This is a genomic window from Ensifer sp. SL37 (assembly GCF_026672675.1).
Lineage (GTDB): Bacteria > Pseudomonadota > Alphaproteobacteria > Rhizobiales > Rhizobiaceae > Ensifer > Ensifer adhaerens.
This window is the reverse complement of the sequence record NZ_JAPPRN010000006.1, coordinates 2,245,781-2,260,306: the sequence shown is the minus strand read 5'-3', so window position 1 is coordinate 2,260,306 and position 14,526 is coordinate 2,245,781. Positions and strand designations below refer to the sequence as shown.

The 14,526-nt window shown below is 62.9% G+C and carries 14 protein-coding genes and 1 tRNA gene; 4 read left to right on the top strand and 11 right to left on the bottom strand.

The features are described from left to right. Window positions 1-3: 3 nt before the first annotated feature. The 6 genes from OVA00_RS22980 to OVA00_RS22955 all read right to left on the bottom strand — a co-directional run bounded on the left by OVA00_RS22980 (window position 4) and on the right by OVA00_RS22955 (window position 4,353). On the bottom strand, window positions 4-171 hold the full coding sequence (locus OVA00_RS22980) for a Flp family type IVb pilin (protein ID WP_268089658.1): 168 nt from the start codon (window positions 169-171) through the stop codon (window positions 4-6). A gap of 69 nt (window positions 172-240) precedes the next feature. After that, window positions 241-561 carry a hypothetical protein gene (locus OVA00_RS22975; protein ID WP_034797725.1) on the bottom strand — a complete coding sequence of 107 codons (321 nt, stop codon included), beginning with the start codon at window positions 559-561 and terminating at the stop codon, window positions 241-243. Between the two features lie 179 nt (window positions 562-740). Beyond that, complete coding sequence (gene mutT / locus OVA00_RS22970) at window positions 741-1,154, bottom strand: 8-oxo-dGTP diphosphatase MutT (RefSeq protein ID WP_060518377.1); 414 nt, start codon at window positions 1,152-1,154, stop codon at window positions 741-743. A 4-nt stretch (window positions 1,155-1,158) separates the two neighbouring features. Next, entirely contained in the window at window positions 1,159-1,977 is an 819-nt protein-coding gene (locus OVA00_RS22965; RefSeq protein WP_370689635.1) for a GNAT family N-acetyltransferase, read from the bottom strand. Between the two features lie 56 nt (window positions 1,978-2,033). Then, window positions 2,034-3,275 (bottom strand): bifunctional glutamate N-acetyltransferase/amino-acid acetyltransferase ArgJ, encoded by a 1,242-nt coding sequence (argJ, locus tag OVA00_RS22960; protein WP_268089657.1) that lies wholly within the window; start codon window positions 3,273-3,275, stop codon window positions 2,034-2,036. Window positions 3,276-3,486: 211 nt separating this feature from the next. Beyond that, window positions 3,487-4,353, bottom strand: a complete 867-nt coding sequence (locus OVA00_RS22955; protein WP_034797733.1) for a peptidylprolyl isomerase — start codon at window positions 4,351-4,353, stop codon at window positions 3,487-3,489. A gap of 243 nt (window positions 4,354-4,596) precedes the next feature. On the opposite strand from OVA00_RS22955, the gene secA reads away from it, so the two are divergent. Then, the gene (gene secA / locus OVA00_RS22950) at window positions 4,597-7,305 is read left to right on the top strand and encodes a preprotein translocase subunit SecA (RefSeq protein ID WP_060518382.1); all 2,709 of its coding nucleotides are present in this window, start codon (window positions 4,597-4,599) and stop codon (window positions 7,303-7,305) included. 91 nt (window positions 7,306-7,396) lie between these two features. Here secA and OVA00_RS22945 read toward each other — a convergent pair whose 3' ends face one another. Next, window positions 7,397-7,570 (bottom strand): hypothetical protein, encoded by a 174-nt coding sequence (locus tag OVA00_RS22945; RefSeq protein WP_250806450.1) that lies wholly within the window; start codon window positions 7,568-7,570, stop codon window positions 7,397-7,399. A gap of 186 nt (window positions 7,571-7,756) precedes the next feature. On the opposite strand from OVA00_RS22945, the gene OVA00_RS22940 reads away from it, so the two are divergent. Both OVA00_RS22940 and OVA00_RS22935 read left to right on the top strand, forming a co-directional pair. Continuing rightward, complete coding sequence (locus OVA00_RS22940; protein ID WP_250806449.1) at window positions 7,757-9,148, top strand: lipopolysaccharide biosynthesis protein; 1,392 nt, start codon at window positions 7,757-7,759, stop codon at window positions 9,146-9,148. Continuing rightward, complete coding sequence (locus OVA00_RS22935; RefSeq protein WP_034797746.1) at window positions 9,145-10,419, top strand: GNAT family N-acetyltransferase; 1,275 nt, start codon at window positions 9,145-9,147, stop codon at window positions 10,417-10,419. Before OVA00_RS22940 ends, OVA00_RS22935 begins: the two co-directional genes overlap by 4 nt. A gap of 84 nt (window positions 10,420-10,503) precedes the next feature. Here OVA00_RS22935 and OVA00_RS22930 read toward each other — a convergent pair whose 3' ends face one another. Then, entirely contained in the window at window positions 10,504-12,165 is a 1,662-nt protein-coding gene (locus OVA00_RS22930) for an AMP-binding protein (protein WP_268089655.1), read from the bottom strand. Window positions 12,166-12,283: 118 nt separating this feature from the next. After that, window positions 12,284-12,368 (bottom strand) — tRNA-Leu (locus OVA00_RS22925). Window positions 12,369-12,580: 212 nt separating this feature from the next. Here OVA00_RS22925 and OVA00_RS22920 point away from each other — a divergent pair. Next, window positions 12,581-13,093: a disulfide bond formation protein B gene (locus OVA00_RS22920; RefSeq protein WP_268089654.1), complete on the top strand. Its 513-nt coding sequence runs from the start codon at window positions 12,581-12,583 to the stop codon at window positions 13,091-13,093. 111 nt (window positions 13,094-13,204) lie between these two features. Here OVA00_RS22920 and OVA00_RS22915 read toward each other — a convergent pair whose 3' ends face one another. Then, window positions 13,205-13,762, bottom strand: coding sequence for an HNH endonuclease (locus tag OVA00_RS22915; protein WP_034797858.1), 558 nt, complete (start codon window positions 13,760-13,762; stop codon window positions 13,205-13,207). Window positions 13,763-13,869: 107 nt separating this feature from the next. Then, on the bottom strand, window positions 13,870-14,517 hold the full coding sequence (locus OVA00_RS22910) for a DNA-3-methyladenine glycosylase family protein (protein ID WP_034797859.1): 648 nt from the start codon (window positions 14,515-14,517) through the stop codon (window positions 13,870-13,872). Window positions 14,518-14,526 lie beyond the last annotated feature (9 nt).

The following is a 14,526-nucleotide window of genomic DNA, read 5'->3' as shown; positions in this document are numbered from 1 at the left end:
TGCTTATGCGCTCGGGAACGCTGCGGCGAGCGAGTCGTAGACGTAGGTCAGGGCGTTGCCGATCTGGTTGGCCCCGAAGATTAAGCTGAGGGAGACGAGGGCGGCGATCAGCGCATACTCGATGGCGATGCCGCCGTCCTTGCCACCAAACAAGCGTCTAAGCGTTTCCATGCGTCCCCAGCCAGATTTGTGTTCAATCCGAATCGGACGCCAGCGCCAAACGGGCCGATGGCGTTCGCCTCAGCAGCCGCTCTTGCGGCCGTCGGCATCGATAATGCAAACCGCTCCGGGCATTTCCTGAAGGACGCTGCGCCGAACCGTGTAGCGCTTGGTGGTCCCCTTCGAAGGGATGGAGCCGGTGGAAATGTTGTCGTAATCGACGGGCGTGTTCGCCATGATGCGCTTGTCGGTCTTGGATGACAGCATGGGCGTCAGGATCAGCGTCAGCGCGATCACCGCCGTTCCGAACAACAGCGACAGATTGAGCACACCTGTCCGGCGGGACTGATTATTCATCAGATCCTTTTCCTGAACCGTGTTCCAGAAATCGTCGTCCACCATCCCAGCCTCACAAACGCGCAAAATACGGCGAACGCAAGCGCCCTTCCCAAGCTTGGTTCCACCGCACTGCCTGAAATCGATACGCCGTTGCCAACGATACGTACCAAAACTGAATTGGAGCTATCTTTGCGCCAGGGAGATAAACGATCGATTAATAATCAATCAGATTTCGGGTAGGTTCAGAGCAAATCCATAAGAAACGGGATAAGCGGTTCGTCTGCCGGCGGCATCGGAAAATCGCGCAGGGCCTTTGGCCGAACCCACTTGATCGCCTGGCCCTCCCGCCCGATCGCAACCCCTTCATAGCGGCGGCAGACATAGAGCGGCATCAGCAGATGGAAGTCGTCATAGGTGTGGCTGGCGAAGGTGAGCGGCGCCAGGCATGCGACCTTGGTGCGGATGCCGAGTTCTTCCTCAAGCTCGCGGATCAGGGTTTCCTCCGGCGTCTCGCCGGCTTCAACCTTGCCGCCCGGAAACTCCCATAGGCCGGCAAGCGATTTTCCTTCCGGCCGCTGCGCGAGCAGGATGCGACCATCGGAATCGACAAGCGCGCAGGCCGCGACAAGCACGATCTTCTTTCCGTTGGCATCCATGGCCTCAAGCTCCCGGCGTTCGATAGATGTAGCTGTAAACCTCGGAGAAACCGGCGCCGCGATAAAGCGCCATAGCCGAGCTGTTATCCGCTTCCACCTGCAGCCAGGCCTTCTTGGCTCCGCGCAGACGCGCCCAGCGCAGGCAGACGTCGAGCATCGCCTTGCCGACGCCCCGGCCACGGACCCGCTCGTCCACGGCAAACTGCATGATGCCGGCAAGATCGTTGTCCTGGACGACGAGCGCCACGGCCGTCGGCCCCATCTCGGCATCCTCGAACAGGAAGAGGCCACTCTCCGGCTTGATCGCGTTGATGATTTCGGCCAGCGCCGCCTTGCGCTTCGGATCGCTCTTCGCAATCCCGATGCACGCATCGACGAACCGGCCGACATCCTTGATCGGCAGATGATCGATGCCGTCACCGAACTCGCGCTCGACCAGGTCGACGCTCATGACCAGGCTGCGGCTGAACGCATTCCAGCCCTCGGCATCCATATGGGCGACAAGCTGCGGCGGCGTCAGCGGCGTCTGGCGCACAGTCAGCGGCCGGCCGTAGTCGGCAAAGCGCCGGGCAGCCTTTTCGAGACGGACCGGGATGTCGCGATAGTCGGACGGATCAAGCGGATTGACGGAATTCAGCCGCTTGGAATCATGGCCTGCATTGAGCCGGATCAGCCAGCTGCCATCATATTGTACGGACGCTGCCGGCCAGGCGCGGAAACCCACGGCCTCGAGACGGCGCACGTTCGGAAGATCCACCATTGCCACTTCCCCAGCTTCGGCCTGTGCCTTGCCCGCCACGGGCCGAATATCATTCGATGTCATCTTGCTACCTCTACGGCCTGGCGCGCCAGGCCGCTCACCATCACATAACCGGTGCCTCAGCTCCGGTAATCGCCGTTGATCTCGACATATTCCTTCGTCAGGTCGCAGGTATAGACAGTGGCCCGACCGGAACCGAGGCCGATTTCGACGCGGATCGTGATGTCCTCTTCCTTCATCACGGCCGTGGCCGCAGCTTCAGAATAGGTGGGATCGCGCTCCCCCTCGACGGCGACGCGCACGTCGCCGAACCAGATCGCCAGCCGGTCGCGCTCGGCCATTTCTCCGGACTTGCCGACGGCCATGACCACGCGGCCCCAGTTGGCGTCTTCACCGGCGACCGCCGTCTTGACGAGCGGCGAATTGGCGATCGAAAGCGCGATGCGCTTGGCGGCCGCATCATTCTCGGCGCCTTCGACAGTCACCTCGACCATCTTGCGAGCGCCTTCGCCGTCGCGCACGACCTGGAGCGCGAGATCGCGCAAAAGGTCGTTCAGTGCGGCGCGGAAGGCATTAAGACGCGGGTCGGTCGCATCGGAGATTGCCGGCTGGCCGTCGGCCGATGCCGCGCCCGTAGCGAACAGCATCAGCGTATCGGACGTCGAAGTGTCGCTGTCGACCGTGACCGAGTTGAAGGTCGGGCCGACGCCGGCCGAAAGCAGGGCCTGCAGCGCCGAAGGCGCAATGTCGGCATCTGTGACCACGAAGGAGAGCATCGTCGCCATGTCGGGCGCGATCATGCCGGCGCCCTTGGAGATGCCGTTGATCGTCACCTTGACGCCGTCGATTTCGGCGCTGCGTGTCGCTACCTTCGGATAGGTATCCGTCGTCATGATCGCCTTGGCGGCTTCGAACCAGAAGTCCTCCTTGCCGGCAATAGCCAGATCGTCGAGCACGCCGGCAAACTTGGTCGCGTCCAAAGGCTCGCCGATGACGCCGGTCGACGCCAGGAAGACTTCGCTCTCCGCGCAGCCGACAGCCTTTGCCGCCGACTTTGCCGTCAGTTCTGTCGCTTCGCGGCCCTTCTTGCCGGTGAAGGCATTGGCGTTGCCGGAGTTGACGACGACAGCGCGCGCGACACCGCCGGCAAGGTTCTTGCGGCAGAAATCGACAGGGGCCGAAGGGCACTTGGAACGGGTGAAGACGCCGGCCACGACGGCCGGCCGGTCGAACACCATCATCAGCACGTCGGTGCGGTTCTTGTACTTGATGCCGGCGGCTGCGGTCGCCATGCGGACGCCGCGCACGGAGGGCATTTCGGCAAAGGTTTTCGGAGCGAGCGGAGAAACGGAGCCGGACATGGGAAACCTGCTGTGACGTGTTGGAGCCAAAGCACTTCCAAAAGAGCCTGGCGGCCTTCAGGAAATGCCTAAGAACAAGGATCCGGAGCGGTCTACAACCGAAACGGCTCCAGATCCATCTTGCGACAAATGCCCGAACGGTTTTCACCGCCGGGCATCGACAAAAAGCGGTGACGACAGGCCCCGCCAGTGGCAGGGCCCGCCGATCGAATTACTTGGCTTGTTGCGCTTCCTGCGCCTTGTTGGCCTCGTCATAGGCCTGCTTCAGCGCCGGGTCGGAAATTTCGACGCCTGCATCCTTCTTGGCGGCGGCAAGCAGCTCGACATACTTGTCACGCATGACAAGCTGACGAACCTGCTGCTCGACCTGCTCGAGCGGCGGCGGGGCCTGCGGGCGCTTGTCTTCGACCAGGATTACGTGGAAGCCGAACTGCGTCTTGACCGGGGTCTTGGTGTAGGCGCCCTTCTCGAGAGCGAAGGCAGCCGTTTCGAATTCCGGCACCATGCGGCCCTTGGTGAAGTAACCGAGGTCGCCGCCGTCGTTCTTGTTCGGATCGGTGGACTTCGCCTTGGCAAGCTCGACGAAGCTCTTGCCAGCGTCGAGTTCCTTGATGATTTCCTTGGCTTCGTCTTCCGTCTTGACCAGGATATGGCGGGCCTTCACTTCATCCTGAACCGGAATGGCCGCGACTTCCTTGTCGTAGCGTGCCTTCACCTCTTCCTTGGTGATGGCGTCGACGACATGCTTCTTGAAGTAGGCGTTGTGAAGTTCGCGCTCGGTGAGGTACGCGACGCGCTGCTTGAAAGTGGCGTCGTCCTGCAGGCCTTCCTTCTCGGCCGTGGCGGAAAGAAGCTTAACGTCGATGATCGCCGACAGTGCTGCGGCGCGCTTCTGTTCTTCCGGCATCTGCTGCAGCTGCGGGTCGAGGCCACCCAGAGCAAGATTGAGTTCGGACTGACGCACGTCCTCGCCGCCAACCTTGGCGACCACCGGATCGGCGTCTTCCGCCCGCGCGCCACCATGTACGGCCATCGCCGCAACCAGTGCCACGGCGGCCAGGGTTTTCAACTTGGTCATGCTCACTAACCTTTCACATTGGCCTTCGGCGCAATTGCCTGCAGCTTGTAGCGGCTGCACAACACCAGAATGTGGCGGTTCTGTAGCCGTCCGGCAGTGCAATTGCGTTGACATAATTCGACCCCCCTCTTATCTGTCACGCAACCTCGCGTCCAGAACAGTTTCCGGGCGTTTCACGGCATTGCGCGGTTTTCGCGGCGCGGCCATGAGACCCAAGGCAACAAAAATGAAAGGACCATTCGTATGGTCAGTCTCGGCGGCCTAGCCCGCAAGTTGTTTGGCTCCTCCAACGATCGCCGCGTGCGTGGCTACAAGGCACGGGTGGACGCCATCAACGCACTTGAAGCCGACATGAAGGCTTTGTCGGATGAGGCGCTCGCCGGCAAGACGGTGGAATTCCGCAAGCAGCTGGAAGAAGGCAAGACGCTCGACGACCTTCTGGTTCCGGCCTTTGCGGTCGCCCGCGAGGCGGCCCGCCGCGTGCTCGGCCTGCGCCCGTTCGACGTCCAGCTCATCGGCGGCATGATCCTGCACGAGCGCGCCATCGCCGAAATGAAGACCGGTGAAGGCAAGACCCTCGTCGCGACGCTTCCGGTCTACCTGAACGCGCTTGCGAGCAAGGGCGTGCACGTCGTTACCGTCAACGACTACCTCGCCCAGCGCGACGCCGGCACCATGGACCGCATCTATAGCTTCCTCGGCATGACCACGGGCGTAATCGTCCACGGCCTGACCGACGAGCAGCGCAAAGCCGCCTATGCCTGCGACATCACTTATGCCACCAACAACGAGCTCGGCTTCGACTATCTGCGCGACAACATGAAGTACGAGCGCGGACAGATGGTTCAGCGCGGCCACTTCTTCGCCATCGTCGACGAAGTGGACTCGATCCTCGTCGACGAAGCGCGCACGCCGCTGATCATCTCCGGCCCGCTCGACGACCGCTCGGATCTCTACAACACAATCAACGAATTCATTCCGCTGCTTTCGGCGGAGGACTACGAGATCGACGAGAAGCAGCGCTCGGCCAACTTCTCCGAAGAAGGCACCGAGAAGCTCGAAAACCTGCTGCGCGAGGCGGGCCTGCTCAAGGGTGAATCGCTCTACGACATCGAAAACGTCGCAATCGTCCACCACGTCAACAATGCGCTCAAGGCCCACAAGCTGTTCCAGCGCGACAAGGACTACATCGTTCGCAACGGCGAGATCGTCATCATCGACGAATTCACCGGCCGCATGATGCCGGGCCGCCGTTATTCGGAAGGCCAGCACCAGGCGCTCGAAGCCAAGGAAAAGGTGCAGATCCAGCCAGAGAACCAGACGCTCGCATCGATCACCTTCCAGAACTACTTCCGCATGTACTCCAAGCTCGGCGGCATGACCGGTACGGCCTCCACCGAAGCGGAAGAATTCGGCAACATCTACGGCCTGGAAGTCGTTGAAGTTCCGACCAATCTGCCGATCAAGCGTATCGACGAGGATGACGAGGTCTACCGTACGCAGGGCGAAAAGCTGAACGCCATCATCGACGAGATCAAGTCGGCGCACGAGCGCGGCCAGCCGATGCTGGTCGGCACGACGTCGATCGAAAAGTCCGAGCAGTTGGCCGATCTTCTGAAGAAGTCCGGCTTTGCCAACTTCCAGGTTCTCAACGCCCGCTACCACGAGCAGGAAGCCTTCATCGTCGCCCAGGCCGGCGTGCCCGGCGCCGTCACGATCGCCACCAACATGGCCGGTCGCGGCACGGACATCCAGCTCGGCGGCAACGTCGACATGCGCATCCAGCAGGAGCTCTCGGAAGTCGAGCCCGGCCCCGAGCGCGAACAGCGCGAACAGGCGATCCGCGCCGAAGTGCAGCAGCTGAAGGAAAAAGCGCTGGCCGCCGGCGGGCTTTACGTTCTGGCTACCGAGCGCCACGAAAGCCGCCGCATCGACAACCAGCTTCGCGGCCGTTCCGGCCGTCAGGGCGACCCGGGTCGATCGAAGTTCTACCTGTCGCTCCAGGACGACCTGATGCGCATCTTCGGCTCCGACCGCATGGACGGTATGCTGCAGAAGCTGGGCCTCAAGGAAGGCGAGTCGATCATCCATCCGTGGATCAACAAGGCTCTCGAACGCGCCCAGAAGAAGGTTGAAGCCCGCAACTTCGATATCCGCAAGAACCTTCTGAAGTACGACGACGTTCTCAACGATCAGCGCAAGGTGATCTTCGAGCAGCGCATCGAGCTGATGGATGCCGAAAGCGTCACCGAAACCGTGACCGACATGCGCACCGAAGTCGTCGAAGACATGGTCAGCAAGCGCATTCCCGAGAAGGCCTATGCCGAGCAGTGGGACGTCGCCGGTCTCAAGGCCGACGTGCAGCAATACCTCAATCTCGACCTGCCGATCACCGAATGGGCTGCCGAGGAAGGCATCGACGAAGCCGATATTCTCGAGCGCGTCATGACCGCTGCCGAAAAGGAAGCCGCCGACCGTGCCGAACGCTTCGGTCCGGAGATCATGCAGTATGTCGAACGCTCGGTCGTGCTGCAGACGCTCGACCATCTGTGGCGCGAGCACATCGTCAACCTCGATCACCTGCGTTCGGTCATCGGCTTCCGCGGCTACGCCCAGCGCGATCCGCTGCAGGAATACAAGTCCGAAGCCTTCGAGCTGTTCCAGGCCCTGCTCGGCAACCTGCGCCAGGCCGTGACCGCACAGCTCATGCGCGTCGAGCTGGTGCGCGAAGCAGCCGAAGCGCCGCAGCCGGCTCCGCCTGTCATGCATGGCCACCATATCGATCCGCTCACCGGCGAGGACGATTTCGGCGACGGCACGCTGCTGGCCGCCCCGCCAGTGCAGCGAGACGCAACCAACCCATTGTCCTGGGGCAAGGTCTCGCGTAACGAGCTCTGCCCCTGCGGTTCGGGCAAGAAGTACAAGCACTGCCACGGCATCTACGAGGCATAAGCCGGCCGCGGAATGCAGGTACTGTCTGCGCCCCCCTGCCCTTCAGAAATGCCGCCTCCGGGCGGCATTTTCGTTTCCTGGAGCCTGTTTGCTAGCGATCGCACGCCCTGGCGTAGGCGATCAGGTTTTCGAGCGCGCGAATGCCGGTGCTGTTGATATGGCGGCGGCCGAGCGTGGCGTTGATACGGAGTGCGAGGTCTTCCGCGTTGGCGACCGTCAGGTCGTCCAGCCGCTCGATGCCGATCTCCTGGAGATCGCCGACCATGCGCGGCCAATCGATTTCGCCTGCATAATCCGCTGCCGCTCGCTGTCCTCAATCGGCATGGTTGCCCCCATTCCTTACAACCGCGCTGCACCCTTTGTTAACGCTGTTCTGGCAGTACTGAAACCCTGTATTGCGTAATCTCAGGGTGTTCTCGTGTTCATGGCGGTATGTCAAACGGCCGGACGAATGCTGCCGTCGGCACTGAGACACCGCCTGTCCGCAATAATCGCCCGGCTTCTCCCCATCCTGACCAGTTCGGACGCCAAGAACGCCGCGCGCCGCATGGCGCTCGTCGCCTTTTCGGTTCGCATCGTCAGCGCCGCCATCGCCTTTCTGTCGCAGATCATCCTCGCGCGGCTGATGGGCGAGTTCGAATATGGCATCTTCGTCTTCGTCTGGGTGCTGGTCATCCTGTTCGGCAGCCTCTCCTGCGTCGGGTTCCACTCGGTCGTCATCCGCTTCCTGCCGGAATACCAGGCCTCGGCCGCCATGGACGAAATCCGCGGCGTGACGACGACGGTGCGCATCTTCGCGCTTTCCTCCGCCACCACGGTCGCCGTCCTCGGCCTTGCCGGCCTCTGGTTCTTTTCCGGGCACATCGAGGCCTATTACCTTGTGCCCCTCTATCTCGGCCTCTTCACCCTGCCGATGATCTCGCTGGGCGACGTCATGGACGGAACGGCGCGTGCCCATGGCTGGCCGATTGCCGCGATGAGCCCCACCTTCATCATCCGGCCGCTGCTCGTGCTCGTTTTCATGGTGCTCGCCGTCACCACCGGCGCGCCCCACACCGCGCAAACCGCCATGATGGCAGCCATGGCCGCGGCCTATGTCACCAGTGTCTCGCAGTTTCTCGCGCTCACCTACCGTCTTCGCTCGCGCTACGTTCCGGGACCGCGACGCATCGAGCTTCGCCGTTGGCTCAAGGTCTCGATCCCCGTCTTCCTGGTCGATGGCTTCGGCTTCCTGCTGACCAATTCCGATGTGGTGATCGTCGGCCTCTACCTGGAGCCGGACGACGTCGCGATCTATTTCGCTGCCGCCAAGACCATGGCGCTTGTGCATTTCGTCATGTTCGCGGTCAAGGCAGCAGCAGGCCCGCGCGTCTCCAACGCGATGGCCCGCGATCCCGGCCACATCCCTGGCATCGCGATCGAAAGCGCCCGCTGGGCCTTCTGGCCGTCGCTTCTGGTCGGCGCGCTGGTGCTATTGGCAGGGCCGTTCCTGCTTTCGCTCTTCGGCCCGGCCTTCGTCACCGGGCTGCCGCTGATGATGGTGCTTTTCGCGGGCATCCTCGCCAAGGCTTTCGTCGGCCCGGCCGAAACGCTGCTGACGATGGCCGGCCAGCAGACGCTGTGCGTGATCCTCTACGCCGGCGCGCTGGTGGTCAACATCGCACTCAACCTCAGCCTCATCCCTCTTTTCGGACTGAACGGTGCTGCTTTTGCAACCGCTGGTGCTATGTTCGTAGAGGCGATGCTGCTGCACCTCGCCGTCCGGCGTACCTTCGGCTTTGCGCTCTTTGCCTTCGCAAGAGCGCGGGCCGGCAATGAAAACAACGGGGCTGTCCATCCATGATCGGCAATACCAATCTTCCGAGCGATGCAAACAGCCGGGCCGCACGGGTTCTCGGCGGTCTGGCGCAGGACGGCGAAAGCGGACCGACCGCAGAGCATCTGATCGAGGTCGGACGTCCCGGACGGCATCTTGCCATCTATCCGGCGAGGGCCGGCTACGAGTTGCAGCGCGAACTCGACTTTCTGTCGAACCGGGCGCTGGAGCCGAACGTCTTCTTCACCGGACGCTTCCTGGCGCCGGCCATGCCACGCCTGGAAGAGCGAGTCATCCGGCTAGCGATCATGCGCGACAACGACGAGCGCCGCAGCCGGCTGCGTTTCCTGATGCCGTTCTCGATCGAAAAGCCCGGCTTCTCGATCGGCGCGCCGATCATTCGCGCCTGGTCGAACCCGTTCGGGCCACTGGGCGTGCCACTGCTCGACGCCGAGGATGCGGCCGAGACCATCGACAACCTGTTCGAAGCCTTTGCCGCGCCGGCAACCGGGCTGCCCTCGATCCTGGTGCTGCCCGACATGCGGCTCAACGGCAAGGTCGCCCGCCTCACCCGCGCCGTCGCCATCGGCCGCAACCTGCCTCTGACGGTGACCGACACCTTCAGCCGGCCGATGCTCGAAAGCCTGCTCGACGGCCCGACCTACCTGCGCAAGGCAATCAGCCCGGCGCATTTCCGCGAACTGCGGCGGCAGTGGAACAATCTCGAAAAAGAGGGCGAGCTCGTCTATTCGGTCGCCCGTCAGCCCGCCGACGTCCGCCTGCGCATGGAGGAATTCCTGGCGCTGGAAGCATCCGGCTGGAAGGGCAAGGCGCGCAGCGCCATGGTGCTCGACCGCTTCCGGGCCGCCTTTGCCCGCGAGGCGATCACCAATCTGGCCGACGGCGACAGCGTGCGCATCCACACGCTCGATCTCGACGGCAAGGCGATCGCCTCGATGGTCGTCTTCCTGATGTCGGGCGAGGCCTATACCTGGAAGACGGCCTATGACGAGCGCTATGCCAGGTTCTCGCCGGGCAAACTGCTTCTCGCCGAACTGACGGAATGGCATCTCGACGACGCCAACATCGCCCGCTCCGATTCCTGCGCGGTGCCGGACCACCCGATCATGAGCCGTTTCTGGCAGGAGCGCGAAGACATGGGCACGATGGTGATCGGCCTGCAGCAGACCCGAGACCGCGAAGTGCGCCAGGTGGCAGCCCAGCTCCACCTCTATCGCAACACCCGCAACATGGCGCGGATCCTGCGCGACAAGATCAAGGCGCTTGCCGGACGCTAGAGCGGGATGAGGAAAAAGGGTGCGCCGTTTTCCGCCCGCATCCTGCTCCGGCCAATTCAAATCAATCGCGCGGCGGCCGAGGGACTACGACGCTTCGGAAACCTCGATCGCCCCGCGCGCTTCCGCCGCCGCCTCCTCGCGCAGGAACCGTCTGATCACCTTGCCCGAGGTCGTCAGCGGCAGGCTGTCGACGAAGGCGATCTCGCGCGGATACTCGTGCATCGAGAGCCGGGTCTTCACCCACTCGCGGATGGAGGTTGCCACACGCGCGTCGCCAACGACGCCCGGCCGTAGCACGACATAGGCCTTGACGATCTCGGTGCGCACCGGATCGGGCTTGCCGACAGCGGCGGCCAATTGCACGTCCGGATGGCCGGCGAGGCAATCCTCGATCTCGCCCGGGCCGATGCGATAGCCCGACGAGGTGATGACGTCGTCGTCACGCCCGAAGAAGGTGAAATAGCCCTCCTCGTCCATCACGCCCTGATCGCCTGTCGTCATCCAGTCGCCGATGAACTTCTTCTCCGTCGCCCCCGCGTTGCCCCAGTAGCCGAGGAACATCACCGGGTCCGGCCGCTTCACCGCCACCTGCCCGACGCTGCCGGCCGGCAGTTCGCGGCCTTCGCCGTCGATGATCGCCACCCGGTGGCCGGGTGCGGCCTTGCCCATCGACCCCGGCTTGACGACGCCGAGATCGGCGGCTGACGAAATGACGATGTTGCACTCGGTCTGGCCGTAGAACTCGCTGACCTCGAGACCGAGCGCCGCCTTTGCCCATTCATAGGTCTCGCGGCCGAGGGACTCGCCAGCCGAGCCGATGGTTCGGAGATTAAGCCGATAGCGCTCGCGCGGATTCTCGACCGCCTTCATCAGCCTGAGCGCCGTCGGCGGAATGAAGGCGTTGCGCACGTCCATTTCTTCCAGGATGCGAAAGGCAGTATGCGGGTCGAACTTCTGCGCCGGCGACGACACGACGGGTACGCCGTGCAGCAGCGACGGTAACAGCGCGTTGAGCAGCCCGCCCGCCCAGGCCCAGTCGGCCGGCGTCCACATGCGGTCACCCGGCTGCGGCAGGAAGTGATGGTGAAACTCGAAGCCCGGCAGATGGCCGAGCAGCACCCGGTGCCCGTGCAGTGCCCCCTTCGGCGGCCCTGTCGTGCCTGACGTATAGATCATCAAGGCCGGATCGTCGGGGCCGGTATCGGCCGCAACAAAGCCAGAGGGATCACCCGACGCCAAGTCAGAGAAGACAATCGTGCCCGGACGCGGCTGATCATCCGCCAGCACCACCAGCCGCAAGTCAGGCAGCCGCTCACGGATCGCCGCGATGCGTTCATAGCCAAAGCCGTTGGTGATGACAGCCGCCACGCCGGCGTCGCGCAGCCGGTATTCGAGCGCCTCGACGCCGAAGAGCAGTGCCAGCGGCAGCGCGATGGCACCGTGCTTATAGATCGCTGCATGGGCAATCGCCGTCTCGAACCCCTGCGGCAACAGGATCGCCACCCGTTCGCCGGGCATGATACCCTCCCCCGTCAGCCCCCTGGCAAAGGCCGAGGATTGCCGGGCGAATTGACGATAGGTCAGCGATTGATGCGCACCGCCAGGATCGAAATGCTGGAGACAGACACGCTCCGGCGCCCGCTCAGCCCAGGCGTCGCTGACGGCAACGCCGATATTGAACTTTTCCGGAATCTGCCAGCGGAAGGCGCGGTAGAGTTCGTCGTAGGTCTCTATTCTCGGTAACATGACGCTGCCATGACAGTTTTCTTGCTGCAGCGCACCTAACACCTTCGCAAGCGACAGTTCAATGACTGCGGCGGCGTTCAGGCATGTCGGACGATGGATGTGAAGAAAGTGTATGTGGTGGTGCCCCATGCCGGGGTCGAACCAGCACTCCTTTCGGAACTCGATTTTGAGTCGAGCGCGTCTACCAATTCCGCCAATGGGGCTCAGGGAAGTGCGATATCAGCGGCTCGGATTTACACGAAGGATTTCGCCGTGGTCAACCATCATTTTCAGGATGCACGACCAACAATCACGAAAGCGTGCGGGCCGGTCGCAGCCGCTGCGATTTACAGCGCGCACGATCCTGCCTAAGAAGGCGCCATCCAGTTTGCACTGCGGCATCCCTCGGTTTCGAGTTGCCGCCCGCGAGGTATAGATGATCGACGCCGCCCCCCAATACCGCCAGCATTTGCTGATCGCCGTTATCGTAACACTCGGCATGGCGGCGACCGTGGGCGGCGCGCTCGGCTTCGAGCATGTCGGTGGCTATATTCCCTGCGCGCTCTGTCTGTTGCAGCGCGATCCCTATTACTGGGGCATCCCGGTCGGTGTTTTGGCAATCGCCACGAGCGCGTTCAAACTGCCGGCGTGGACGACACGCACGCTGCTTCTCATCGTCGGCATCCTGATGCTGGTCGGCGCCGGCATGGGCGTCTACCATTCGGGCGCGGAATGGGGCTTCTGGGAAGGACCGTCCACCTGCGCCACGACCGCGCAAGGGATTTCGTCGAATGTCGGTGATCTGCTGGGCGATCTCGATTCCAAGCATGGCCCGTCCTGCACCGAAGCCTCCTTGCGGGTGCTCGGGCTCTCCTTTGCCGGATGGAATGTGGTCGCCAGCCTCATCCTCGCAGCAATCGCCTTGCGCGGTGCGGCAAAGGCGCGCTGATCCCAGATCGCTCTCGGGAAACAGGCAACGCCCCGACAAGGGGTTCGCGAGCGCGCGCACCTCTCCTGACCCCGCTTTGGGCTTAGATCCGGCAAGAAGGCACGAACAGCGTCAGGGCTGCAGTTCGACGTCCCAGTAGAGATAGTCCATCCAGCTTTCATGCAGATGGTTCGGCGGGAAGAGCCGGCCGTTGTTGTGCAGGTCCTGCACCGTCGGCTGGAAAGGCCTCTGGTGCGGGAACATGCCGGCTTGCTTCGGCAGCTTGCTGCCCTTGCGTAGATTGCAGGGCGAGCAGGCTGCGACGACATTGTCCCAGGTCGTCTGGCCGCCGTGAGCGCGGGGCACCACGTGATCGAAGGTGAGATCGTCGGGCGAACCGCAATACTGGCATTCGAATTTATCGCGCAGGAACACGTTGAACCGGGTGAAGGCCGGGTGGCGTGAGGGCTGCACGTAGCTCTTGAGGCAAACAACGCTCGGAAGTCGCATCGAGAAGCTCGGAGACGACACCGAATGTTCGTACTCGGCAAGGATATTTACACGGTCAAGGAAGACGGCCTTGATCGCGTCCTGCCAGGACCAAAGCGATAAGGGGTAGTAACTCAGCGGCCTATAGTCAGCGTTCAAGACGAGCGCCGGCAAGGCCTGTGGTGAGACTGCAATCGTCAAGCGTATTCTCCTGATCGATTCGGCATCTGCACCTTCTATATTAGGCCCGTTGCAACAGGATTGTGAAGCCGGAAACAAAAATGCGTGCGCTGGATTCGCTTTTTCCTTCAAGGTGTCACAGGAACAGCATCACGACGCATTTCCTGTGAATAATAGGCCCAGAAGAGGCGTGCGGCGACGCTGCGCCAGGGCGACCACGAAGCGGCGAGCGAATCAATTTCGCGTGCGCTCGGGCGCAGTTCGAGGCCCAGTCCGTGACCGATCGCGTTTTGCAGCGCGACGTCGCCGGAGGGAAAGACGTCCGGGTGGCCGGCGCAGAAGAGCAGATAGACTTCCGCCGTCCAGCGCCCCACCCCCTTGATCGCCGTCAGCTCCCGGATCGCCTCCGATCCTTCGATGTTGCAGATCGCGTCGAGATCGATCTGACCGCTGACGACCACCTCGGCCACGCGCCTCAGCGCCTCGGCCTTCGCCCGCGACAGCCCGATCGCCCGGCAATCCTCGTCGCTCAGCGAATTGACGCCTGCCGCCGTGACCTCGCCGAGCTTTTCTTCCATGCGCCGCCAGATCGCAGCCGCGCTTGCCTTCGAGACCATTTGCGAGACGATGATGCTGGCAAGGCCGCGATAGCCGGGATCGGTGCGCCGGAGCGGCACCGGGCCGGCTCTCGCAACGACGTGCCCGAGGCGCGCATCGAGCATCACCAGGCCTGACAGCCCGGCCTCGATATCCTCATGTGTCCGGATGATCCGCATGACGCCTCC

Coding starts and splice junctions, on each gene's coding strand:
- OVA00_RS22935 (WP_034797746.1), top strand. CDS start 9,145: ATGATCGGCAATACCAATCTTCCGAGCGATGCAAACAGCCGGGCCGCA.
- OVA00_RS22980 (WP_268089658.1), bottom strand. CDS start 171: ATGGAAACGCTTAGACGCTTGTTTGGTGGCAAGGACGGCGGCATCGCC.
- OVA00_RS22955 (WP_034797733.1), bottom strand. CDS start 4,353: ATGACCAAGTTGAAAACCCTGGCCGCCGTGGCACTGGTTGCGGCGATG.
- mutT (WP_060518377.1), bottom strand. CDS start 1,154: ATGGATGCCAACGGAAAGAAGATCGTGCTTGTCGCGGCCTGCGCGCTT.
- OVA00_RS22910 (WP_034797859.1), bottom strand. CDS start 14,517: ATGCGGATCATCCGGACACATGAGGATATCGAGGCCGGGCTGTCAGGC.
- OVA00_RS22975 (WP_034797725.1), bottom strand. CDS start 561: ATGGTGGACGACGATTTCTGGAACACGGTTCAGGAAAAGGATCTGATG.
- OVA00_RS22965 (WP_370689635.1), bottom strand. CDS start 1,977: ATGACATCGAATGATATTCGGCCCGTGGCGGGCAAGGCACAGGCCGAA.
- OVA00_RS22945 (WP_250806450.1), bottom strand. CDS start 7,570: ATGGTCGGCGATCTCCAGGAGATCGGCATCGAGCGGCTGGACGACCTG.
- OVA00_RS22940 (WP_250806449.1), top strand. CDS start 7,757: ATGCTGCCGTCGGCACTGAGACACCGCCTGTCCGCAATAATCGCCCGG.
- OVA00_RS22930 (WP_268089655.1), bottom strand. CDS start 12,165: ATGTTACCGAGAATAGAGACCTACGACGAACTCTACCGCGCCTTCCGC.
- secA (WP_060518382.1), top strand. CDS start 4,597: ATGGTCAGTCTCGGCGGCCTAGCCCGCAAGTTGTTTGGCTCCTCCAAC.
- OVA00_RS22920 (WP_268089654.1), top strand. CDS start 12,581: ATGATCGACGCCGCCCCCCAATACCGCCAGCATTTGCTGATCGCCGTT.
- argJ (WP_268089657.1), bottom strand. CDS start 3,275: ATGTCCGGCTCCGTTTCTCCGCTCGCTCCGAAAACCTTTGCCGAAATG.